The 23,897-nt window shown below is 50.2% G+C and carries 16 protein-coding genes; 13 read left to right on the top strand and 3 right to left on the bottom strand.

All coding sequences use genetic code 11. From position 1 onward, the window contains the following. The first annotated feature begins 13 nt into the window (after positions 1-13). From AC286M_RS02195 to AC286M_RS02180, 4 genes are all read left to right on the top strand, one after another. Positions 14-1,870: a PTS fructose-like transporter subunit IIB gene (locus AC286M_RS02195; protein WP_488202825.1), complete on the top strand. Its 1,857-nt coding sequence runs from the start codon at positions 14-16 to the stop codon at positions 1,868-1,870. Positions 1,871-2,014: 144 nt separating this feature from the next. Continuing rightward, positions 2,015-3,004, top strand: a complete 990-nt coding sequence (locus AC286M_RS02190; protein WP_488202824.1) for a methyltransferase domain-containing protein — start codon at positions 2,015-2,017, stop codon at positions 3,002-3,004. 116 nt (positions 3,005-3,120) lie between these two features. Further along, the gene (locus AC286M_RS02185) at positions 3,121-3,522 is read left to right on the top strand and encodes a VOC family protein (protein ID WP_488202823.1); all 402 of its coding nucleotides are present in this window, start codon (positions 3,121-3,123) and stop codon (positions 3,520-3,522) included. A gap of 336 nt (positions 3,523-3,858) precedes the next feature. Then, positions 3,859-4,323, top strand: a complete 465-nt coding sequence (locus AC286M_RS02180; RefSeq protein WP_488202822.1) for a glutathione peroxidase — start codon at positions 3,859-3,861, stop codon at positions 4,321-4,323. A 24-nt stretch (positions 4,324-4,347) separates the two neighbouring features. On the opposite strand, the gene AC286M_RS02175 is transcribed toward AC286M_RS02180, so the two are convergent. Continuing rightward, the gene (locus AC286M_RS02175) at positions 4,348-4,839 is read right to left on the bottom strand and encodes a cupin domain-containing protein (RefSeq protein WP_488202821.1); all 492 of its coding nucleotides are present in this window, start codon (positions 4,837-4,839) and stop codon (positions 4,348-4,350) included. A gap of 642 nt (positions 4,840-5,481) precedes the next feature. On the opposite strand from AC286M_RS02175, the gene thrS reads away from it, so the two are divergent. From thrS to AC286M_RS02135, 8 genes are all read left to right on the top strand, one after another. Continuing rightward, entirely contained in the window at positions 5,482-6,717 is a 1,236-nt protein-coding gene (thrS, locus tag AC286M_RS02170) for a threonine--tRNA ligase (protein ID WP_488202820.1), read from the top strand. Between the two features lie 721 nt (positions 6,718-7,438). Beyond that, entirely contained in the window at positions 7,439-10,192 is a 2,754-nt protein-coding gene (locus tag AC286M_RS02165) for a response regulator (RefSeq protein ID WP_488202819.1), read from the top strand. 17 nt (positions 10,193-10,209) lie between these two features. Next, positions 10,210-14,688: a PAS domain S-box protein gene (locus AC286M_RS02160; protein ID WP_488202818.1), complete on the top strand. Its 4,479-nt coding sequence runs from the start codon at positions 10,210-10,212 to the stop codon at positions 14,686-14,688. Next, positions 14,654-15,421 (top strand): sensor histidine kinase, encoded by a 768-nt coding sequence (locus AC286M_RS02155; RefSeq protein WP_488202817.1) that lies wholly within the window; start codon positions 14,654-14,656, stop codon positions 15,419-15,421. Before AC286M_RS02160 ends, AC286M_RS02155 begins: the two co-directional genes overlap by 35 nt. Continuing rightward, entirely contained in the window at positions 15,418-15,789 is a 372-nt protein-coding gene (locus tag AC286M_RS02150) for a response regulator (RefSeq protein ID WP_488202816.1), read from the top strand. Before AC286M_RS02155 ends, AC286M_RS02150 begins: the two co-directional genes overlap by 4 nt. Positions 15,790-15,948: 159 nt before the next feature. Continuing rightward, positions 15,949-16,371, top strand: coding sequence for a response regulator (locus AC286M_RS02145; RefSeq protein WP_488202815.1), 423 nt, complete (start codon positions 15,949-15,951; stop codon positions 16,369-16,371). A gap of 872 nt (positions 16,372-17,243) precedes the next feature. Further along, complete coding sequence (locus tag AC286M_RS02140) at positions 17,244-18,581, top strand: HlyD family secretion protein (RefSeq protein WP_488202814.1); 1,338 nt, start codon at positions 17,244-17,246, stop codon at positions 18,579-18,581. A gap of 34 nt (positions 18,582-18,615) precedes the next feature. Beyond that, the gene (locus tag AC286M_RS02135; protein ID WP_488202813.1) at positions 18,616-20,709 is read left to right on the top strand and encodes a glycosyltransferase; all 2,094 of its coding nucleotides are present in this window, start codon (positions 18,616-18,618) and stop codon (positions 20,707-20,709) included. A gap of 199 nt (positions 20,710-20,908) precedes the next feature. On the opposite strand, the gene AC286M_RS02130 is transcribed toward AC286M_RS02135, so the two are convergent. Next, positions 20,909-21,811, bottom strand: coding sequence for a polysaccharide lyase (locus AC286M_RS02130; RefSeq protein WP_488202812.1), 903 nt, complete (start codon positions 21,809-21,811; stop codon positions 20,909-20,911). A 146-nt stretch (positions 21,812-21,957) separates the two neighbouring features. Next, the gene (gene aqpZ, locus AC286M_RS02125; RefSeq protein ID WP_488202811.1) at positions 21,958-22,728 is read right to left on the bottom strand and encodes an aquaporin Z; all 771 of its coding nucleotides are present in this window, start codon (positions 22,726-22,728) and stop codon (positions 21,958-21,960) included. A 618-nt stretch (positions 22,729-23,346) separates the two neighbouring features. On the opposite strand from aqpZ, the gene AC286M_RS02120 reads away from it, so the two are divergent. Then, positions 23,347-23,892 carry an HdeD family acid-resistance protein gene (locus AC286M_RS02120; protein ID WP_488202810.1) on the top strand — a complete coding sequence of 182 codons (546 nt, stop codon included), beginning with the start codon at positions 23,347-23,349 and terminating at the stop codon, positions 23,890-23,892. The last annotated feature ends 5 nt before the right edge of the window (positions 23,893-23,897 follow it).

The following is a 23,897-nucleotide window of genomic DNA, read 5'->3' as shown; positions in this document are numbered from 1 at the left end:
TGCTTGCTATCTTATGACTAAAATTGTTGCCGTTACCGCCAGTACCGCTGGCGAAGCCCATACTCAGATGGCAGCGGAAGCCCTCAAGCGTACGGCGGCTGCCCTGGGTCACGATCTGAAAGCCGAAGCTCAAACAGGCACCGTCGTGACGGAACTGAGCGAGGCGGACATCCAGCAAGCCGACGTGGTGATTGTAGGAGCCGACCAGTTTCTTAACCGCGATCGCTTTGAGGGGAAGCCTGTCTACGCTGTTTCAACCAGTGAAGCGATCCGCAACACCGAAATGGTGATTCAAAATGCGGTGGCGCTGGTGAAGCAACTGCCGAATCTAGAGCGAACAACGCCCCATCCCTACGATCCGCTGCCGGAGAATGGGACGACGAATCGGGAAACAGGCGCAGGTACTGTACCGCAAACTGCGGCTCCCAGTCCAGCGGTTGAAACCAGTGAACCACCTGCTGATACCCAAAAGTTCTTTGTCGGGATTACCTCCTGTCCCACGGGCATTGCTCATACCTTTATGGCAGCTGAAGCTCTGAAGCAGGGAGCGGCAAAGCTTGGTCACGACATCAAAGTGGAAACTCAAGGCTCAGTGGGAGCGAAAAATCAGCTCACTGACGACGAGATTGCCCGCGCCGATGCCGTCATCATTGCCGCCGATACCCATGTGGATCTGTCTCGCTTTAACGGCAAGCCCGTGTACCAAACTTCGACCAAGGCGGCCATTCATGATGCCAGCGAAGTGGTGGTCAATGCCCTTGATGCTCCCGTTCTCGGCAGCGGTCAGGGGGGTGGCCAGGGCTATATGGACGAAGTGCAGCGAGCCAAGGCTGAGCGATCAGAAAAGCGCTCTGGGCCTTATAAGCACCTGTTGACGGGTGTGTCGTACATGCTGCCCGTGATTGTGGCGGGTGGTTTAATCATTGCTTTGTCCTTTGTGTTTGGCATTAATCCTGAAGAAGGCACCTTTGGTGCAGCGCTGATGCAGATTGGGGGTGAGGCTGCCTTTACGCTGATTGTGCCCGTCCTGTCCGGCTACATCGCCTTTTCCATTGCCGATCGGCCTGGTCTGGCTCCCGGTCTAGTTGGCGGTTTGTTAGCTGCGAACCTGAATATGGGCTTCCTGGGCGGCATTCTCTCCGGTTTCTTAGCAGGTTATGTCGCTAAATTGATCCGCGATAAGGTCAATCTACCCGCCAACTTTGAAGGTTTAAAGCCCGTACTAGTCATTCCTCTGCTAGCTACCTTAATCGTCGGACTGCTGCTGGTATACGTGTTCGGCGCACCCGTGCGGTTCATCATGGAAGGATTAGCAACCTATCTCGAAGGCTTGAGCGGCACCAATGCGGTGCTGTTGGGATTAATTCTGGGTGCGATGATGGCGGTCGATATGGGTGGCCCCGTCAATAAAGCCGCTTACACCTTTGCTGTTGGCCTGTTAGCCACCGATATCTATGCGCCGATGGCGGCAGTGATGGCGGCTGGCATGACACCGCCGCTAGGTTTGGCGCTCGCGACCTTTGTTTCAAGAAAGTATTTCAATCAGGCTGAGCAAGAGGCGGGCAAAGTCGCTTCCGTATTGGGTATTTCCTTCATCACCGAAGGCGCGATTCCCTTTGCCGCCAACGATCCGCTGCGGATTATTCCCGCCTGTATCGCCGGATCTGCGATCGCGGGTGGATTATCGATGCTGTTTGGCTGTACGCTGCGCGCCCCCCACGGCGGCATCTTCGTGCTGGCCATTCCCAATGCAGTGGAAAATGTCGGGCTGTATATTGTTGCGATCGCAGTTGGCACGCTGGTAACGACTCTTGCCACCATCCAGCTCAAGCATCTATTCCCCAAGGATCGCGTCCAGGCTGAAGCGTAATTGACTCTAGTTTCGCCTTGCTAATCAAGCTCTTAAAGAAGTCATTTTGCCGCCGCAATAGGCAGCAAAATGACTTCTTTGAGTTTTGGTGAAAGATGTGAGTATACAATAAACGGGTGTAAATAAATGTAACTCTGCGTCCCCATGAACCTGTTGTTCATCCTTAAACTGCTCCTGACCTTGTCAGGTATAGGATTCATTGCGTATCTGCTCACGGCTCGCCGCTACCAGTCGTCCAATACCGTGGCGGATTCCTATGACCAGTGGACAGAAGACGGCATTCTAGAATTTTACTGGGGTGAGCACATTCACCTGGGCTACTACGGTGTCCCCCCAGAGTCCAAAGATTTTATTCAAGCAAAGATTGATTTTGTGCATGAAATGGCGCGCTGGGGCGGCTTAGATCAGCTCCCAGCAGGCACGACGGTTCTGGATGTGGGCTGCGGTATCGGTGGTAGCAGCCGTATCCTGGCTCGCGATTACGGTTTTTCTGTCACAGGCGTGACGATCAGTCCTCAGCAGGTCAAACGGGCGCAGGAGTTGACACCTACAGGCGTTGATGCCAAATTCCAGGTTGATGACGCGATGGCACTGTCGTCTCCTGATGCCAGTTTTGATGTGGTCTGGTCGGTCGAAGCGGGGCCACACATGCCGGACAAAGCAGTCTTTGCGCGGGAGTTGCTGCGGGTGCTGAAACCAGGTGGAATCTTGGTTGTGGCCGACTGGAATCAGCGCGACGATCGCCGCAAGCCGCTCAATTTCTGGGAGCGCATCGTAATGCGGCAACTGCTCGATCAGTGGGCACATCCGGCTTTTTCCAGCATTGAAGGTTTCTCTGAGCGGCTGATGGAAACGGGTTTGGTCGAAGGTCAGGTGGAAACTGCCGACTGGACGCAGGAAACGCTGCCGTCTTGGATCGATACAATTTGGCAAGGCATCGAGCGTCCCCAAGGTTTTCTGCGCTATGGCTTACCGGGATTCGTCAAGTCAGCTCGCGAGGTGCCAACCATCCTGCTAATGCGACTGGGCTTTGGCGCAGGACTCTGTCGATTCGGTATGTTCCGCGCCCGCCGCGCAAACGTGGAATCCACACGGGTAGCCGCTTCTGAAACCTCTCAGGCGGGTCAAGTCTAGAGACATGCTTCTATCTCTCTCTGCCCATCAAAAAATATTACAAGTCAAAACAAGATAGTTCACTTGAACTATAATTTGGCGATGTATGGACAACATTTTGACGGAGCAGTTGGATCATGGAAGAAAGCCCCAGCATTTTGTCCCATATCTCGCTTGGTACTAACGACTTCGAGCGAGCCGTTGCCTTTTATGATCAGGTTTTGCCGACATTGGGCTGTCGGCGCTTAATGGAACATCCAGGCGCGATCGCATACGGCAAAGTCTATCCTGAGTTCTGGATTCAAACGCCGTTTGACGGTCAGACGGCTTCTGTTGGCAATGGCACACACATTGGTTTTATCGCACCGACCAAAGAAGCCGTACAGGCCTTTTATAATGCGGCGTTAGCTGCCGGAGCTACAGACGATGGTGAACCTGGGGCTCGACCTGACTACGGCGATCCTTACTATGGCTGCTTCGTTCGCGATTTGGACGGTCACAAGATTGAGGCTGCCTACTGGGATGAATCGCTAGAGTAGATAAGAACAGGCATTAAGAACTATGGATTAAATAGCCTGTAAACCGTTCCATTTGTAGGGACACGGCATTGCCGTGTCCCTACCCCAAAAATTTCACCTTATTAAATCCGAGTTCCTAAGTAAAGGCGGGCGAAGCCACGCCTGAAGGGCTACATGGCTTTTGCCCCTACCAGAGTCGAGTCTCTGGTAAACGCCTAGGATTGTGAATCCAACACCCTGTCCATGAGTCCACCCGTAGGGGCATGGCATTGCCATGCCCCTACCCCAAAGATTTCACTTGATTAAATTTGCGTTCCTTAGCCCATAATAAGAAACGTTGTGTAACGTTTTATTGCTATGCCTTTACCCAGCAATTTGGCAACTCTTGATGGTCAGCCGCTTTCGCCGGAAACTCTAGAGAATAAAGTGGTGCTGTTCGTTAACGTAGCCAGCCAGTGTGGTCTGACCCCGCAGTATAGCGGCCTAGTGGAGTTAGATCAGGAATATCGCGATCGCGGTTTGGTAATTATCGGCGTACCCTGCAACCAGTTTGGCAAGCAGGAGCCAGGAACACCGGAAGAAATCAAGGATTTCACCCAGTCGAAGTACAACGTAGACTTTACGCTGCTGGAAAAGCAGGATGTCAACGGTGCCAACCGCAGCCCCTTGTATCAGTTCTTAGTGGGTGAAGGCCCCGATATTGCCTGGAACTTTGGCAAGTTTGTTGTCGGTCGAAGTGGCGAAGTGGTGGCTCGCTTTGAACCCCAAACGGCTCCCAATGATCCAGACCTAAAAGCCGCGATTGAAAAGGCTTTGGGCTAATCAAATGGCAACTGGTTAGGTAGCTTAAGCCTGCCAGAAGTCCGTCAAGTTAGCCTCATCGATCAGGTACGCTGTTTCCCCATCGCGGATCGCGCGTTTGCCATGATGGGGAAACGTGCCAATATCAACCTTGACCTGTTCGCCACCGACTAAATACACCAACTCCTGATCAAACGGATTCCGCAGATGGTGCGGCTTTTGAGGCAGACCAAACCCCATAAAATCACCTGCCGCAACTTCATATTCCGCTTCGTCAATCTCGGCAATGCCTCGACCCGATAAGATATAAATCCATTCTTCTTCATTACTGTGGGCGTGGTAAATAAACGATTCTTTACCAGGAGGAATGCGAGCCAGGGTAACGCCGATCCGATTGAGTCCGGTGGCGCGACTGAGCGATCGCAGATACACTTTGGAATTGGGATTTAGCGGATGATGAAATTCAAACTCGCCAATTGCTTCAATATCGGCGGCTTTGAGCAGTGAGGGTTGAGATTCGGGCTGGGGCTGAGACATAGGAACTTGACATCCCGTTGAAACTTGCTTTAATTGAGCTATCACTCAGTTTATTTCAACTATGCAGCCGTCAATTCATTTGACTACCACCACTACGACCCAAACCACCCATCCGGGAGGGCTGTAGGTGCTGCGCTAGAATTGCAAGCTTACCGTTGAAACGGCCCTCCTGATCACCATCGGGAGGGCTGTTTGTTTTAGATACGTGGCCCTCACCCCCAGCCCCTCTCCCGCAGGAGAGGGGAGCCGGAGATCGATCATCAATTTTTTGTTCTTGTTCCCTCTCCCGTGGGAGAGGGCTAGGGTGAGGGCTTTCCGAGTAATGTTACTTTCTAAACCAATGTTCAGAATTACAACCACTACGACGACTACCACTACCACGCCGGGAGGGACGTGACGATTGCGGCTGCCAAAACGCATTCAATTCGCCCCTCCAAGTGCTCTTGGAGGGTTTTTTGTTATTTCAAATTAGCCTGCCATTGACTCATATCAAGTCTGTGTATAAGAACCCGATTTATTTTTTATGAAACGTTTGCAGAGCAAACGTTTCATAAAAAATAAATCATGGGTTTTCAACAAGACTTCATATCACATTAATTTCGTTAATTTACCCACTCATTCATCCACTAAAGGAGAACTCAAATGGCTGACCATCGCGATTTCGCAAGAGATATGGATTTGTTTCACTTTGAAGAACACAGCCCCGGCATGGTGTTCTGGCATCCCCAGGGCTGGCAGCTTTTCCGTAATGTTGAAGACTTCATGCGCCAAGAGTATCAGCATCATGGCTTTGACGAAGTGCGATCGCCCGTGGCCCTGAGCCGATCGCTGTGGCTGCGATCGCAACATTGGCAGAAGTTCCGCAATGGTATGTTTGTCGTGGGCAGTGCTGAATCTGAAGCACCAGAGGTGGACGCGGCGGTGGCTGTGGCGGAACCGGACTATGCGCTGAAGCCGATGTCCTGTCCAGCTCATATCGCCATTTTTCAGGCCCATAAACGCAGCTATCGGCAGTTGCCCATGCGATTGATGGAGTTTGGCATGTGTCACCGCAATGAGCTATTGGGAACGCTGTCGGGCTGTATGCGGCTGCGGCAGTTTGTCCAGGATGATGCCCATATTTTTTGCCAGCCGGGGGATGTGCCCCAGGAAATTCAGCGCTTTCTGAGCATGGTGCAGCGGGTCTATGGGGCGTTTGGCTATGAGCGATTTTCGCTACAAGTGTCCCTGCGACCTGCCCAGCGCTTGGGTTCAGATGAACTGTGGGATCGAGCAGAGAACATTTTAATTGAGGCGGTGCAGTTGCTCCAGATGGACTTTGAGCTGGCTCCAGGGGAAGGCGCATTTTATGGGCCAAAGCTGGAAATTGCTCTGCACGATCATCTTGGTCGCTCTTGGCAGTGCGGTACGTTTCAGGTCGATTTCAATATGCCGCGTTTGTTTGACCTCTCGTTTGTCAATGCCGCAGGCGAGCTAGAGCAGCCAATTATTCTGCACCAGGCGGTTTTGGGTTCCCTCGAACGCTGGATCGGTATTCTGCTGGAGCACCATGACGGAATTCTGCCGCTCTGGTTGGCTCCCACTCAAATTGCCGTCGCGCCCATTTCGGATAAATCCGCAGACTGGGCCGAAGCGATTTTCCAGCGACTCAAACAGCGCGGCATCCGAGTTGAAATGTGCGATCGCAATGGCACAATCGGCAAGAAAATCCGCGATTTATCCCGCTGCCGCGTCCCGCTCATCGCCATTGTGGGCGAACAGGGAAGCGAACAGCAAACGCTCAATCTGCGGCGATTAGGAGAAAACAAGCAGGAGGAGATATCGCTAATTGAATTGGAAAATCAGTTGGTTAAACTCATCAGCTACGATGGGGCGTAATCGTTACCTGATCGTGCAATATGTCGGCCACAAATCCTAAAGCGATTCTCCAAGCATGGGTTGAGGCGTTCAATCGGGTAGATGTTGAAACGCTTGTTTCTTTTTATACCGAGGATGCCATCAACCGAGTAGTGTCGTGCTGACGAGTAAGTGTTAGTTAAACGACGCTTGCCGCCAATAGAGATATTAAAAAATAAGCTGTGGATAATGCTTGATTGATCTAAGTCAGTTTTGGTCAGTTTGGTTGATGGGCATTGGCCGAATAAATCAAATGCCAAAGATTAGATTTTGATTTATCCAATGTTGCCCTAGATTTTGCATACAACCATTTAGATACTTGCATTTTACACTGATCTTGCAGAGGTTATTTGTTACCATAATACAGCGACAAATAATTCTTCTGGTTTCTGATTGGTGGAGTGCCAGCTGTGAGGATTACTGTATTAAGCGAATAGCCTTAAGCATTGATAAACTGGAGCTGCAATGGTGTAGCCCCAGTTGCTGTTGAGGGGCATGCTGTCATCTACTGTGCAACCACCTCACTTAACCTGTAATCGTTGTTAACCCAAGGCCGTAACCTGTATTCACAATTTGTGCAGAGCATAGATTTGAGAGATAAGGTGAAAATAAGAGAAAAGTAATAGAGCTTTGGCGTTTATTACTGGCAACGATGATTTATGATTGCTGCACGATTGACCCTTGGCGATCAGGTGACTCCCTCATGAAGATTCTATTGGTTGAGGATGACGCGCAGATTGGACAGTTTCTATCCGCAACGCTAACCACTCATCGCTACGCTGTAGATGTGGTGGCGGATGGTCAAACAGGTCTGGATTTGGCGATTGAGCGGGATTACGACGTGATCTTGCTTGATGTCCTGTTGCCCAAGCTGAATGGTATTGAAGTGTGCCGCACGTTACGACAGTACGGACGAACGACCCCAATTTTAATGTTGACGGGCAAAGGCACCAATGAAGATGTGGTCATGGGGCTAGATGCGGGCGCAGATGATTATGTCGTCAAACCCTGCGATCCCGCTCGGTTGCTAGCGCGGATTCGGGCACTCTTGCGGCGTCAGGAGGCTACGTCATCGCTCATTCTCAGTTGGGGTGATCTACAGCTCGATTTAACGCTGATTCAAGCGACCTATCGTCAGCAAACGATTGCACTGAGCCCCAAAGAATATAGCCTGCTGGAACTGTTTTTGCGGCATCCCCAGCGCATTTTCAGCCGCAGCAACATTATTGATCGGCTCTGGTCAATTGATGACTCACCGACGGATGCAGCTGTCACCAATTTAATTAAAGATCTACGGCGACGGCTGCGATCGGCAGGCATTGAGGAAGAAATGATCGAAACGGTCTACCGTTTGGGCTATCGGCTAAAAGCGCCACCCTCGAAAGCTGATTCGGCTGCTTCACCTACGAGCGACACCGCCAGTTCGGCGAATTCGCCGTCTTCGCCAGCGACTCCCGCGCCGCAATCACCTGAACCAGCAGATGCGCTAGTGGCTGATTCATTAGCGGAACGGCAGCGGGCTGATGCGTTGAATCAAACTGTTCCATCTGTTTCGTTGAACCAGTCAGCTCTGTATCAATCCGAATTTAGTTCACAATCCAGCCCAGTATCAGAGTCAGGGGCTAGCCCAGACCAGGCCAAGCAAGAAGGACTGCTACTGCTGCAGCAAGCGATACAGGATTTTCGGGCGTCGCTGCCGAGTCGGATGCAGAGCTTAGAGACTGCCATCCAGCAGCTGCAAATCCAACTAGAGGAGGATCAGTTTGCTGACCCGGTGCCAGACCCGGCATTAGACCAGACACTAGATCAGGCATCAGATGCAAGTGATTCTTGGTCAGCTTTGGTTTTAATTGTGGCTCAGATTCGGGATCAGGCGCATCGACTAGCGGGCGGACTGGGCACATTTGGCTATACCAAAGCGGGGCAATTGGCGCGGACAATTGAGCAAATGCTGGATGCGTGGCTGAATGCTGGCTCAGCGGATGGGGGCAGAGATGAGGTTGGGGATACAACGGCTCGTCGTCAAGCCATTCAGCAACTGGTTAATCCGATTACTACTCTGCTAGCTGACTTAAAACAAGCGACAGTGAGCGACCCAGAAACGCCGATGATTTCTATGCCGGAGGCTGCGGTCGATGCTCTCCCGATGTCCCAGCTATCGATTGTCGTGATGGATGATGATCATTCATTTACTCAACTGCTCCAGCAGATTGCGCTGCTGCGGAATGCTGAGGTTGATGTGGTGCTGGATGAGTCGGGTTTGTGGCAGCGGTTGCAGGCCCAGGTGCCCAGTGTTCTGCTGTTGAGCTTGAACATTGAGGGGATGTCTCATGCATTACTGGACTTACTGGAGCAGGTCACGGAGCGCTATCCGGATCTGCCAGTGTTGGCATTAGCCGAGACGGATCAATTGCGCGATCGCATGTTGGTGACGCAAAAGGGGGGACGGGGCTATATTCTCAAGTCAGCTACGCTGGATGAGGTATTTGAAGCGATTCTGCTGGCGCTGCCCGCTACTCAGATGGGAGCCAAAGTTTTATTAGTGGATGATGACTCCATCATGCTGAGCACCCTGGCGGCGCTACTTGAACCCCAGCGCTTGAACTTGACTACCCTCTCTAATCCGGCTCAGTTCTGGCAGGTGCTGACGCAGATTCAGCCGGAGGTGCTGCTGTTGGATTTAGAAATGCCTCAATTTAACGGTTTGGAGCTGTGTCAGGTGGTGCGGCAGGATGCCCGCTATCGCAATTTGCCCATCCTGGTTGTCACAGCCTATACGGATGAAGACCGCTTGCAGAAGGCATTTGCGGCAGGGGCAGATGACTTTATTCGCAAGCCCGTTGAGCCCAAAGACTTTGTGATGCGGGTGCTGCGCCAAATCGAGAAAACGCGCCATCAGCGGCAGCAGCAGCTGCTGCAGCACCAGCAGCTTCAGACGTGGTACAACCAGGCGCGACAGGACACCTTAACGCGGGTGGCCAATCGTCGCTATTTTGATGAATTTTTGGCTCAGACTTGGCAGCAGTGTCAGCATCAGCAGATGTTTGTTTCGCTGATTTTGGCCGATGTCGATTTGTTCAAAGCCTACAACGACGCGCATGGACATGTGGCGGGCGATCAGTGCCTGCAGCAGATTGCCCGTGTGCTGCAGGACTGTGTGCAGTCGCGCCAAGATCTAGTGGCTCGCTATGGTGGAGAGGAATTTGCAGTCATTTTACCGGAGACGAATTTGAATGGTGCGCTACAGGTGGCCGAGCGGATTCGAGCTGCGATCGCAGATTTGAAGATTCGTCATCCTGATTCTCCAGTGAGTGACTATGTCACACTAAGTTTAGGGATTACTGGAGTTATACCGTCCGATCGCCATTCGCCGCATGATCTAATTGCGATCGCAGATCAAGCTCTCTATGCTGCAAAAAAACGCGGTCGCAATACCTATTGCCTCTACCCGCTCTAGCAGGTTTCAATGGCATCATGAGCCAACCATCCAAGTTATTTCAGTCATTTAAGTCATCTAAACCGCCTGATTTTTCATCGAACAGACAAAACTGGTTGGCCAAAATCCCGCTGCGAGTATTGCTGACGGTGCCCTTTGTGATTCAACTAGTCGGCGCAGTTGGCTTAGTTGGTTATTTGTCTTACCGCAGTGGTCAGCAATCAGTTGCAGATTTGGCGGATCATTTGGTTAAAGAGACGGGTGCGCGCGTTGCCCAAAAGCTCGATAGTTATCTACAAGGGGCACAACAGGTTAATCAAGCAAGTGTTGCAGCTTTGGAATCTGGCGCAATTCGCCTCGATGATCTCGACCAGCTTCATCGCTATCTGATCTTGCAGCATCGGCACTATCCAGACATTACCAGTTTTCACTTTGGCAATCCCAACGGTGATTTTCGGCTCATTCATCACGTGGAGCCGTCGGAAGTTGAAGCCGGGCTGACTCAGCTCCAATCCACAGACTTACCGTTTGAAGCTGGACAGTCGGATCCAAATCTGCCCAGCCGCTTAAATCTATATGCCATTGATCAAAAAGGGAATCTAGGACGTTTTCTAGGGTCGCTTGACAACATTGATGTGCGAGAGCGCCCCTGGTATCGTCGCGCGGTTGAGACTAAGCAACCGGGCTGGAGCGAGCCGTTTCAAATTGGGGGGTCGAATCTGCTGGCCGTCAATGCCTATGCGCCTGCATATGACGCGACCCAGCAGCTACAGGGCGTATTTTCCGTCAATCTCAGTTTTGAGCGTTTGGATCAATTTCTGGAAACGCTCTCAGTGGGTGAAACTGGACAGGTCTTTATCTTAGAAAAGAATGGCTTACTGCTAGCTAGTTCAGCCGAAGAACCGGAGTATCTTACCTCCAGATCTGAACCGTTAGAAACATCCAATGATGCTGCACCCGCGAATCAACCAGGAATCATCCAGTTTCAACGATTGGCGGCATCTGAAAGTTCAAATCCGCTCATTAAACATGCTGCCCAGCAGTTGAATTTTACCTTTAGTGATCTCAACGCAATTACGTCCACACAAAAGCTCACGTTTCGCGAACAAGGTAAGCTGCATTATCTTTGCGTGTTTCCGTATCAAGATGCGTATGGCTTGGATTGGCTGGTGGTGACGGTGGTGCCGGAAACCGATTTTATGGTTCAGATTCATGCGAATCAGCGCCGAACGATTGGGTTATGTGTGTTGACCTTTGGGTTGGCGTTGGGAACGGGTCTATTAACGGCTCACTGGATTGCGGCTCCGATTCGGCGGTTACAACAGGCGGCAGATGCGATCGCACGTGGGCAGTTTGATACAACAATTCCAATAGGTGGCGTTGGCGAAGTGGCTCAGTTAGCTGAGCAGTTTCAGCGGATGGCTTACCAGCTCAGCATCTTTTTTGAAACGGCTCAGGCGAGCGAGGAAAAATTTGCCAGCCTGCTCGATGATTTACCGATTGGTGTCAGTGTCCTAGATGCGTCGGGGCAACGAGTCTACACGAATTGGGTAGGGCAACAGATACTGGGGCACAATCCGGATCAAGGGTTACTGACGTTGTCGTTTAATCAGCTCCTGGATAGGTTTCCGGTCTATGTCGCTGGTACTCAAACCCTTTATCCCAGAGATCAGTTGCCGTTTGTGCGATCGCTAAAGGGAGAGTCGGTGACGGCTGATGATTTTGAGATTGAAATCAACGGTCAGCGCATTCCGCTGGAGGTGCAAACCATTCCCATTTGGGATGAGCAGGGGCAGGTGATTTATATTATCAATGTGTTTCAGGATATTACTGAACGTCGTAAGGCGACTCAGCTACAGGAGCGCTATCAGCGCGATCTGGAACAGGCTCTGACCCATCAAGCGGAAGCCTTTTTGCAATCAGAAGCGCGATTTCGGTTTGCGGTGGATCAAATGCCGGATGTGTTTGCGCTTTACGATGCGGAACGGCGGTTTCAGTTTGTCAATGCCCAGGGCATTGAGCAGAGTGGGTTAACTCTGGAGGATCACCTCGGTAAGCGAGATGAAGATCTGTATTCGCCAGAGGTGACGGATGCCTATTTGCCGCTGCTGAAAACTGCGATCGCAACTCGCTCCATTCAAACAGGGGAATGTACGATTACCTTACCGGATCGGGAACCATTGACCATCATCGTTAAATATGCCCCGCTGCTAGATAGTAAAGGCAATATTCAGCAAATTTTGGCTCTGACCTACGACATCACGTCGCGTAAACGAGCTGAACAGGCTCTCCAAGACAGTGAAGAGCGGTTCCGTCAAATTGCTGAAACAATTAACCAAGTCTTTATGGTGCGAGATGCCGACTCAGGTCAGTTTCTCTATATCAGTCCGGCCTATGAAACCCTGTTTGGTCGAAGCTGCCAGAGCCTGTATCAAGATCCAGAATCCTGGCTAGAGGCGATTCATCCAGACGATTTACCGATTGTGCAACAGTCGCTTCAGCAGCAGTTCAGTGGTCAACGCACCCACCGCGAATATCGAATTCAGCGTCCCGACGGTACGATTCGCTGGATTCGTGCGGCTATTTCAACTGTGCAAGATGAACAGGGCAATGTGGTGCGCCATGTCGGTCTGGGTGAAGATATCACTGAGCGTAAACAAGCTGAACTGGCGCTGCAATTCACGACTCAGCAGTTGCAGACGTTTTTGAATAACGCTCCAGTGATTATCAGCTTGTTTGATGCGGAAGGGCGTTATTTGCAGGTGAATCCGGCCTTCGCAGCTCTCCTTGATCGCTCAGCCGCCGATATTGTAGGTCAGAAATTTACTGATCTTCATCCTGCCGCTGTTGTCGATCGGTTTCACGCCCGCTTAAAGCAGATCATAGAGAGCGGTTTGCCGCTGCAAGTAGACGATGAACTTGTCGTAAATGGCGAGGTTAAAACATTTCAGTCCATCCTGTTTCCGGTCATGGATGAGCAGGGTCTACCTAGCACCTTTTGGGCCATCTCAACAGATATCAGCGATCGCAAACGAACGGAACAGGCTTTGCAGGAAAGCGAGGCTCGCCTTCAGCTGATTACCGATTCACTGCCTGGCTGTATTTCCTACATTGATGCGTCGCAGCGCTATCAGTTTGTCAATCGAGTTTATGAACAGTGGTTTGACCTGCGTAGGGAAGATATTCTGGGCTGTACGGTGGAAGAGATCATTGGGACAGATGCGTATCAGGTGGTACGCCCTTATCTTGAACGAGCGCAAGCGGGCGAAACGGTAACATTTGAAAATGAATTGTCTGATCAGCCAGGAAAGCCGCGTTATCTATTTGGGGTTTTTGTGCCGGATCTGGATGCCGAAGGTAAGGTACGGGGAGTTTATGCTCTCATTACGGACATTAGCGATCGCAAGCAGTTTGAACTGGCGCTGCAAGAGGCGAATGCGCGGCAGCAGGCGATTTTGTCGGGCCTGCCTGATCTGATGTTTGTTGTCGATGCGAATGGCATCCTGTTGGAGAAAGTGACTCATCGCCCCCAACTGGATCTGTTTGTGCCGGGGGCTGGTAAAGTCCAGGACTCAATTTTCTGTGTCGGGTCGCCCGAAAATATCGCCATGAAGCAGGCTGCCATCCAGCAGGTACTCACATCTGGAATAACCTATGTCTATGAGCAGCAGGTGGAGCGGGACGGCAACGCGTGGTATGAAGAAGTGCGCTGTGTGCCAATGCTGGGCAATCGAGTCCTGTTTATGATTCGTGATATTAGCGATCGCAAACAGGCGGAACTTTTACTTCAGGAAACAAATGCGCGGCAGCAGGCGATTTTGTCGGTCATGCCGGATCTGATGTACGTTGTGGCGATAGACGGCACGATTTTAGGTCAGGTTACGTTTCGGCCCAAGCGCGATCTATTCCCCGTTGACCAGTCGATTTCCGACATCACGATTTTTGATGTTGGCCCACCTGAGATAAGTCGTCGCAAAATGTTGGCGCTGCGTACCGCACTGGCCACCCGAACCGTGCAGACCTATGAGCAGCAGGTCGAAAAAGATGGTGAAACTTGGCACGAAGAAGTGCGCTGTGTGCCGATGCCAAGAGATCGGGTGCTGTTCATGTTCCGCGATATTAGCGATCGCAAACGGGCCGAGGAAGAACTGAAGCAAAGTGAAGATCGGTTCCGTAAAGCCTTTGACAATGCTCCTATCGGCATGGCGCTGGTGGCACCGATGACCGGGCGATTTCTGCGCGTCAATCGCGAGCTGCAGCAAATTTTGGGCTATTCCGAAGCGGAACTGCTCCAGCTTTCGTTTCAAGAGATTACCCATGTCGATGATCTCAAAGCTGACCTTGACGGACGGCAGCAGTTAATCATGGGTAACATTCGGCAATACCAAGTTCAAAAGCGATATATCCATAAGCAAGGACATATTGTGCGAGTCTTGCTGAGTTCATCGGTGGTGCGCGATCAGGCCGATGGCCCGCTGTATTTTGTCACTCATATCTTGGACATCAGCGATCGCTGATCGGATTGACCGGATGAAGGACGAATTTATTTCCATCGTCAGTCATGAACTGCGCACCCCGCTGACGGCAATTCGCGGCTCACTCGGTATTTTGGAATCGGGCGTGCTGGATAATGAGCCGGATCAGATTCAAGCCATGCTGAAAATCGCCTCAAACAATAGCGAGCGGCTGGTGCGCTTAGTCAATGACATCTTAGATTTAGAGCGGCTGGAATCCGGCAAAGTTGAACTGCTCATGCAAAAGTGTTCAGTTGCGGCGGTTATCCAGGATGCTATTGGAGCCGTCTCTGCGATCGCAGATGCCAACAGCATCACCCTCTCTGTTTCGCAGGTTGAAGCCAGTCTCTATGCCGCGCCAGATGCGATTGTGCAAACCCTAACCAATTTGCTGAGCAATGCCATCAAGTTTTCCGACCCTGGCAGCACCGTCTGGCTAACGGCTGGCCCTGCGGCAGCGGCAATGCCTGATGTGACTAACCCTAGTGCGACCTATTGGCAATTCTCAGTCCGCGACCAAGGGCGAGGAATTCCGGTGGATAAACGAGATATAATCTTTCAGCGCTTTCAGCAGATTGATGTATCTGATGCGCAGCAAAAAGGTGGTACAGGTTTAGGCTTAACGATTTGCCAGACCATTATTCGGCAGCATGGCGGGCAAATTTGGATTGAGAGTGAAGTAGGCCAGGGTAGTATCTTTTGCTTTACAATCCCTTGCTGGAGGAACGAAGTGTGACGAAGCGCATTCTTGTCATTGATGATGAACCCAATATTCATACCATTGTCAAAATCTCGTTAGAAAAATTTGCGGGTTGGTATGTACTGACGGCATCCTCGGCTATGGAAGGGCTGCAAATTGCCCAGTCTGAAAGACTGGATGCCATTTTGCTGGATGTTTCGATGCCCAATATCGATGGCTTACAGTGTTTTGAAAAACTGCGATCGCAACCCAGCACCGAAACCATTCCCGTGATTTTGCTAACGGCTAAAGTACTGCCCAGCGATCGCAAGCGGTTTGACCAACTCGGCGTCGATGGCGTGCTTGCCAAACCATTTAACCCGATGACGGTCTGGCAAGACGTTGCCACACTCCTCAACTGGTAAAATTACTGACTGGGAATCACTGCATGTAAGGTTTATATGAGTTCCTTATAAACGCTTTATCTAGCCAGCGTAAGATAAGAGTTGACTGGGCTAACTGACAAATTTTCTAGGTAAGATGCAAGTCGCTTAGCCAGATTATCCCCCCTATGCTGTACGGCTATGGCACAAAAACTTATTCTACTGATCGATCATGAGTCTTCAGTACGAACAGTGCTTCAGGTTTGTCTGAGTCAACTGGGGGGATGGGATGTACTCTCTGTTTCCTCCTTAGAGTCTGGGCTGGCCACGCTAGGTAATCGGCAACCGGACGCGATCTTACTGGATTCACCCATTTTAGAAGTGAATGCGCAGTCCTTCATGCACAAGATTCGGCAGCGTATTGCCCCCTCTGTACCGATTTTACTGATTACCGCTAGAGCCAAGTGGTTTAGCTCCCAGCAGTTAAACGAGATGGGGGTAAAAGGGGCAATCGTGAAGCCGTTTAATCCGATTGCTCTGCCAGCGCAGGTGGCGGCGCTGCTCAATTGGAATACTGCCGCTGACTGCACGAGCGCCAGCTTGAATATGGCTAAGAGACCATAGGCAATCATGTACAGCAATCTTAAATTGATTGTGAACAGGCCGCCCCAATGCAATGGAGCGACCTGTTCACAATCAATTTAGTTCACCCGCTATTGAATAGAGCTACATCAACAAATCGTGTATAAAAGGCACTGAAATAGTGCAGTTAAGCTGATTAGCTGAATATAAATTTCTTATATACCCCTTAGTTTTGCTTGTTATACCTATATTGGGTTAAGCAATTTAATCTAAACGACCAGCAACAGTTGCGAGGCGATGACATCGCCTCGCATTTTTGTAGGACTGACGTGACGGTAGCGCTACATGTTTTATCACTACTACCAAGCTACAAGGTTTTTGAGCGATTTTATAGTGATGAATGTCAATCAAAACCTATGCTTTTGAAACTTGTGAAGGCTGCTATTAAAATTTTTTGAGAGTAAATATTCCAAAAGTAGTAGTTTTACTGAAAAACTGCAATTTGGCTATAGCTTAAATAAAATTGCTACAAAGTCATTGCTTGTGTCTAGTGAATTTTATGTAAAGAGTCCGTAGAGTTACTGATTCAAAGAGTTGCTCTCAGTAAAGTTAAGACTAGCCATTGTGAGATTAGTCATTAAAGGCATAAACATGATTTAACTCAGGATTTTGAATTGTGCAAAAGCGCAATATCAAGGATTCTGGTGCTGCATTAGTCATGGCGAAGTGATAGCGATAATGCTTTCTCTGAATCCGATTTAGGGTGCGGATTGATGGAATTCAAGACAGTTTGGGGTTGCCTTAAAGGGTGGCCACAGAGTTTGGTGTCAATTTTTTGATGAATCCTGATTCTAACCAGAATTGGGAACCTAGCTGAACTTTAGATGTAAACCTTACTCTTAGGATTGAGATTGATGGTTGATTCTCCACCTAGAGCTTCTACAGTTAAACCGATTCATTCTTCTCCAAAAGTTGACTACAAATTATCTGCTTTACAGCCTCGTCCTCATCCATTACAGCGCCTTCTAATCGGTGGTTTTTGTGTTTCATGTGGTTTATTCGCAGTAGCAATTGGAGCTGCTTCAATTACGTATCGTTTAGCTCATTTAAGTGTTGAGAACGGTTTAGTCAATGGTCGCACTGTGCGAGTACAAGCGTCTGCTGACGGTATTATCAAAGACTTCTATGCTAGCCCTGGTGCCCGAGTGCGAGCGGGGCAAACTCTAGCGCAGCTCGAACCTGTTTTAGACAATCAAAACGAGAGTTTATTACCCCAAGCCCAGCAAGCGAATCAAAGCACAGCTACTCAACTCGCTTCAGCTCAGCAAACGCTCAGTTTGCTAACTGAGCAGCTCCAGACGTTAGACCGTCAAGCGGAGGTGCTGCAAACGGCTACAACCACCATTGCGGCTGAAAATGTGAACCATTCTAGGGCAGCTCTACAGTCTGCGATCGCACAAGAGGCGGCAGCCCGATCGGAATATGAACGCTTTCGTTTTCTATTAGCAGAAGGTGCTGTATCGCAGCAGCAGGTTGATGAGCTAGAGGCTGATTGGCGTTCGGCTCAGTCGGTTGTGCAGCAGGCTAATTCAGAGAAGAACGTCGCTCAAGTCACTCGTGATGCGCTGAATCAGCAGGCTCCGCTTCAGTCCAATACGCAGAATCTGCGATCGCAACGGCGGCGGTTGCTGCAAGACATCCAAGCTCAGACAGCCCATATCAAAACCCTGGAGTTAGAGCTGCAAGGCCAACAGCAACAGTTGCAGCAGCTACAGATGCAAAATAGCGTGGTGCCGCTGGTTAAAGTTACGGCACCGTTTAACGGCGTGATTTATAGCACCCATCACGATGTTGGTGAGCAAGTGAATCGCCCAACCACTTTGCTGTCTGTCTTGGACTGTAACGACCTTTGGGTGGAAGCATTAATGAGCCTGGAGCAGTCGAGAAAAATTGATGCCAATCAGCCCGTGCGGATGCAGATTGCTGGCTATCCCGAGACACTGGTGGGTGATGTTGACCTGATCGCAGCCATCCGGGCGGGAGATTTACCCCAGGCTCGATCAAAGGCTCTGATTCCGGCTGTTTCGCCCGATCTGGTGGATCAGCCTTTGGCTCGGGTACGCGTCAATATTCCACCGATGCCAGATCAAGAACAGGCTCATCAGTTCTGCGGCCTCGGCCAGTCAGTGAACCTGACCTTTGGCACGCAGTCATCCATGCCAGCATTTTTGAGTCGCTTGATTGGTCGCTAATCTGCTTCTACCCTTTAAGTTCCTGGAAAAATATATGTCAGTCTCTTCATCTCGACCAGCCCTTAGCTCGCCGCGATCGCCTTCGGTAATATTGGGTTGGGTTCTTTTCCTTTTCTTTTCTCTCTGTGGCTTCATTGGCCTACATCTTCTCCAGCAGTCGAAAGATTTAGCATTTTGGAATATCACGGGTCTAGTTGGTCTGGGTATAGTCGGCATCTGGCGCTGGTCTTGGTTCCTGTTCCGCATGTGCCGTGCCCGCTACTACATGCACTGGGTGTTTCCCCGTTGGCGTCGCCTCGCCGATCAGGTACCCGTTGAAGATCTGCCCCACATGTGTTTTCTCGTGCCGACCTATAAAGAGAAACCTTGGATTACGGAGCGGGTTTTTTGTGCGATCGCAGATGAAGCGAAAACCCTGGCTCAACCAATTACGGTCTTAGTCAATAGCAGTAGTGACGACGAGAATGCCGCAATTCAGGCCATTCTGGAGCGTGAAGATCCGGGCCTGCAATCGATTCGTTTGATTCTGATGACCCAAAAGGATGGCAAGCGCAAGGCAATGGCCGATGCTCTGCGAGAACTCGCAACTCTCGATCTGCCTGCCGATACCGTAATCGCTTTGATGGACGGGGATTCTGAGCTGATGGCGGGTACGCTGCGCCGCTGTCTGCCCTTCTTTCGTCTCTTTCCCAAGATGGGCGCACTGACAACAGATGAAATGCCGATTGTGCAAGGCTCGTACGTGTTCTCAGAGTGGTTCCATCTGCGCTTCGCCCAACGCCACATGCAGATGTGTTCCGATTCCCTGTCTCACAAGGTTATGTGTTTGACGGGTCGCTTTTCCTTATTTAGAGCAGAAGCGGCGCTCCAGCCCTCCTTTGCCGCCCAGCTTGAGCAGGACTTTCTGGATGATTGGCTGTGGGGCCGCTTCCAGTTCCTATCGGGTGATGATAAAAGCACCTGGTACTGGCTGCTGCGCCATCGGTATGACATGCTCTATGTCCCAGACGCCATCGTCAACTCGATTGAAACCTTATCCGGTTCTGTAATTACCCGCGCCTACAACAATATGCGCCGCTGGTACGGCAACATGCTGCGCAACAACGGACGTGCGATCGCGCTTAGTCCCAGAACCACAGGCTGGTTTATTTGGTATAGCCTAATTGATCAACGCACCAACTTCTGGTTTTGCCTGATTACTCCCAGCTTCCTGATCCTTTCTATCTTGCAGGGACATTGGCAAGCCGCAGGCATCGTCCTCTGCTGGGTTCTCTTTAGCCGTCCACTGGTCTTAATCTTTATCTTCCTGGGCCGTAGTTCTGTCCTAAAGCCAATTCATTTTCCGCTGCTGCTGTTTTCGCAATGGGGCGGTTCTTTGGTGAAAATTTGGACTCAGATGAATCTAGCTCAGCAGAAATGGACAAATCGTGGATCACAAAGTATCACGGCTGCGGGTACAGGAATCGAACGGGTGATGAAGCTCGGCACATCCCGCTTCCTGCTCTTTATTCAGTATTTTACGTTTGGTGTCTTGCTGTGCTGGTTAGCTGGCTATCTCGATCCATCCTGGGATTTAGCTGGTCTCCATTTGAATCGTCAGACTGCCCAAGCTAGCAGCGAAGTTCAAGTCATAGATGCGATTGAGCATGGAGTGTGGCCGAATGATGGTCAAGACGATGGTGCTGCATTACAGACACTCATTGATGATTTGCCATCTCAGACTCCGGTTGAACTGCGCTTACCGATTGGTCAACTCGATATGATGCAGCCCGTTCAGATTCATCGCAGTCACGTCAGGTTAACGGGTGAAGGCCCCAATCGCACGGTACTGCAAGCAAATCTTGACCAATCTTCTGCAAGGGCTATCCTACAAGTTGCTCCGAACCAGTCAGACAGTGCAACCTCGCCAACGGCTCTAGAGCAGGTTCATTTACGCGGATTTTCGCTGCGATCGGCTAAGAACTCGCCCTCATCTGCCGAAGTTGATGGCATTTGGCTGGAACAGGTAACCAACAGCTCGTTGACCGATTTAGAAATTGATGCGGGTCGCCGCCAACCGTTTGTATTAGAACAAACTCAGGATGTCAAAGTGGAGCATGTTGTTGTTCCGGAACAGTCCGATTTATAGAGACACAGTATTGCCCTGTATGTATCTAGCGCAGTTATTCGATCCCACGCTGTCGCCGCCCCCTTAAAAAAGGGGCTATGCCAACGCTAGCTCCAAGGCCCCCTTTTTCTAGGCGAAGCCATACCCGAAGGGCTATAGGGGGATCTTGCAGAGTATCTACGCTAAACGCGGACACGGCATTGCCGTGTCCCTACTGTTCTTATAGAGGGCTAACGGAAAAATTGGCGAAGTCGGCATAGACATCATGGGGCGTTGCCCAGGATTCATCGCCGCCACCGAAGAAGGTTGAAAAGAACAGGCCATCAATTTGAAGTGAATCAACCGTGCGGAACGTCAGTCCCGCCTGATCAATCACCAGTTCCCCATCAATCCAGACTCGAATCTGACCATCGGCTTGCGAGGGCTGATTCAGCCTCACCGCCTGATCGATGCGGTACCAAGTTCCTGGGACAAACCGCCAGGAGCCTCGCCCGATAGACGTGCCATAGTCTTCACTGGTTGGTAGATAGGCATAAACTTCCCCATCGCCGTTTCGTCGCCACATCATGCGAGTGGAAAAGCCATCCGTGCCGTCAGGAATATCGCCACCGCTAGCACCGTCTCCCCCAAATAAACCTGGTAGCTTGCCTCCCTTCACAAAATCGAAATTATCTGAAAAGCGAACGTAGTAGCTCAGCCGCAGCCCAGTTTGAGGCGGTATGGATAAATTGGCGTAGAACTGTGTCCCTCCAATCGGGACTCCAGCTTGACGCGATACCGATGGACTAGCGGAGCCAGCAGGATAGGACACTCTGAGGATGTGCTCAAAGGGTTCCCCCGGTTCGGAAATGACTTCAAGGTTGTCCAATCCCCAAGATTTTTCCTGACGAACCTGCCACTCTTCCATCCAGCTTGAGTTGTGCCATTGTCCAGTCCAAAGGGGACTACGGGCGGTTGATATTGATAAATCGTCTTCGTGGATAGATAAATGGGTAGATGTTTCAGTAGATTGAGCCGCAGAATTGTCGCTGGATATTAAATCTGGCTGATCGGTAACGCAGCTTGTCAGCGTGAGCAAACACAAAATGGTGGCTAAGTTGAAGCGAGAATAAATAGCCATCATTAGAAACCTAAAATTCTACATTTTGTGTATCTCTCCTAAATTCTAAAGTGATGTCTCAGGATTAGCCATGTCTCCTAAAAACCGGGGAAAATTCCCCGGCTTTTAAGTTTTTGTACCAGATTTGAGTATGCTACCTACCTGACTGGTTACACCAGTTCTTTCGCACGCTCCTCTTCATGTAGAGGTGCTTCAAAAACGGCAGAGTACAGGAAGCCAGCCAGAATTGCGCCGAGAATTGGCGCTAGCCAGAATAGCCAAACCTGGCTAAACAGTTCAGCTCCTGCGAAGATAGCTGGTCCCGTGCTCCGGGCTGGATTCACAGATGTATTCGTTACGGGAATACTGATCAGGTGAATCAAAGTCAGTCCCATACCGATGGCGATTGGTGCTAACCCCGCTGGCGCACGCCGATCTGTGGCACCCAAAATAATGAACAGGAACATGAAGGTCATCACGACTTCGGTGATGAAGCAGGCAATCAGGGAATATCCACCAGGGGAATGTGCACCATAGCCATTAGTGGCTAGCGGATTGGCACCACCCAAGACAAAATCTGGTTGACCGCTGGCAATGAGGTAAATTGCACCAGCACCAACAATCGCGCCAATTACCTGAGCAAGAATGTATGGCAGTAGCTCTGACGACGGGAAGCGTTTGCAAGCCCAGAGGCCAAAGGATACAGCCGGATTGAGATGACAGCCGGAGATGTGGCCAATTGCGTAGGCCATTGTGAGAACGGTTAAACCAAAGGCCAGCGAGACTCCGATAAAGCCCAATCCAAGAGGATAGAGGGTACTTTCACTAATTTGCACATTAACTGAAGTAAACGTCGCGGCTAGGACGGCACTGCCACAACCACCTAAAACTAGCCAAAAGGTACCAATGGCTTCTGCTAGACAACGCTTGAAAAGTGTCATCGCTTAAACTCCTTATCTGAATAATCTATTCTGAGTGATCTGTATGATTTTATTGCCTATTTTCTGTTGGTAAGTCGAGTGAATTGAAACAATTTCTCTGCTAATCGCTAGCGTTAAATCCTATGATTTGAGCTGGCAATATCCAGATAAATTAATTTTTTGTTAATGATCGTTAAATTTAAATGCTGTTTTAAAATCAGCAATGCGATCGCACAACAGTTAAGTTCGAACAGCTTAGACTCGCCTCCTAAGCAGTATATGTGAGAATACTAAAACAAGATCCAAATACCTGTCATCTGTATGCTATTCAGGTGGACGTGATCGAGTCATCATAAGTCTCATGCTGCTATCGCTATGGCGCTATAGTGAACTGAAAATGGGCAATTTCTGCAAAATAACTGCAAAATAAAGCAAAGCGATCAGCCGGAAACGAACTGCTTTATATCTGTAATGCCAAATTGAGCTGCGATCGCAGTTTGCCACGGATGTCTCTTATAAATCCCTTATATTTTCTGTAAGTATGAAACATTACTCTATTGTTGGGTGATAGCGTCGAGCGGCTTAAGACAATTCGCTGCATTCCTTTCTATATGTCAATATATGTTTACGAGATCGAGCATGAGTGCCAACCTAAATCAAAAAGTAAGAGCGGCAACAACCTGGTCTATCGTGCTGGGAGTTTTGATTATTTTGGCAGGATTGCTTGCAATTTTGCTGCCGCTCGTTACGTCTGTGGCAGTTGTATTTATCCTGGGTTGGGTCTTCCTGATTTCAGGCGTCTTTCGGGCTGTGCAGGCGATCCAAAATCAACTGGAACGAGGCTTCTGGATGAAGCTTGTTGTTTCTGTGATTTATGCGGTGATTGGCCTGTTAATCCTTACAAACTTGGCCAGTGGCCTAGTTTCCCTAAGGCTGATCATTGGCCTGACTGTTTTAGTTAACGGCATCCTAGAGATTATTTTGGCGTTTCAGATTCGTCCGATGAATGGGTGGCAATGGACACTGCTCAGCGGTTTTGTCTCCTTGGTGCTGGGCACTTTGATTTGCTTTAAGCTAGCGGCTGGAGTGGTTTGGATCATTAGTTTGATGGTGGGCATCAGCCTAATTCTGACGGGGCTTTGGTTTATCATGCTGTCGCTAGCTGTGCGCAACGTACCCAACTAGCACAT

It is taken from the genome of Thainema salinarum CENA647, assembly GCF_057732415.1.
The sequence above is the reverse complement of the archived record's forward strand: the minus strand, read 5'-3'. Positions and strand labels throughout refer to the sequence as shown.

What these genes read in the sequence shown, in the direction of transcription:
- AC286M_RS02195 (WP_488202825.1), top strand. Translation starts at nt 14, where the DNA reads ATGACTAAAATTGTTGCCGTTACCGCCAGTACCGCTGGCGAAGCCCAT.
- aqpZ (WP_488202811.1), bottom strand. Translation starts at nt 22,728, where the DNA reads ATGACACTTTTCAAGCGTTGTCTAGCAGAAGCCATTGGTACCTTTTGG.
- AC286M_RS02185 (WP_488202823.1), top strand. Translation starts at nt 3,121, where the DNA reads ATGGAAGAAAGCCCCAGCATTTTGTCCCATATCTCGCTTGGTACTAAC.
- thrS (WP_488202820.1), top strand. Translation starts at nt 5,482, where the DNA reads ATGGCTGACCATCGCGATTTCGCAAGAGATATGGATTTGTTTCACTTT.
- AC286M_RS02130 (WP_488202812.1), bottom strand. Translation starts at nt 21,811, where the DNA reads ATGATGGCTATTTATTCTCGCTTCAACTTAGCCACCATTTTGTGTTTG.
- AC286M_RS02160 (WP_488202818.1), top strand. Translation starts at nt 10,210, where the DNA reads ATGAGCCAACCATCCAAGTTATTTCAGTCATTTAAGTCATCTAAACCG.
- AC286M_RS02140 (WP_488202814.1), top strand. Translation starts at nt 17,244, where the DNA reads ATGGTTGATTCTCCACCTAGAGCTTCTACAGTTAAACCGATTCATTCT.
- AC286M_RS02180 (WP_488202822.1), top strand. Translation starts at nt 3,859, where the DNA reads ATGCCTTTACCCAGCAATTTGGCAACTCTTGATGGTCAGCCGCTTTCG.
- AC286M_RS02145 (WP_488202815.1), top strand. Translation starts at nt 15,949, where the DNA reads ATGGCACAAAAACTTATTCTACTGATCGATCATGAGTCTTCAGTACGA.
- AC286M_RS02165 (WP_488202819.1), top strand. Translation starts at nt 7,439, where the DNA reads ATGAAGATTCTATTGGTTGAGGATGACGCGCAGATTGGACAGTTTCTA.
- AC286M_RS02135 (WP_488202813.1), top strand. Translation starts at nt 18,616, where the DNA reads ATGTCAGTCTCTTCATCTCGACCAGCCCTTAGCTCGCCGCGATCGCCT.
- AC286M_RS02120 (WP_488202810.1), top strand. Translation starts at nt 23,347, where the DNA reads ATGAGTGCCAACCTAAATCAAAAAGTAAGAGCGGCAACAACCTGGTCT.
- AC286M_RS02190 (WP_488202824.1), top strand. Translation starts at nt 2,015, where the DNA reads ATGAACCTGTTGTTCATCCTTAAACTGCTCCTGACCTTGTCAGGTATA.
- AC286M_RS02175 (WP_488202821.1), bottom strand. Translation starts at nt 4,839, where the DNA reads ATGTCTCAGCCCCAGCCCGAATCTCAACCCTCACTGCTCAAAGCCGCC.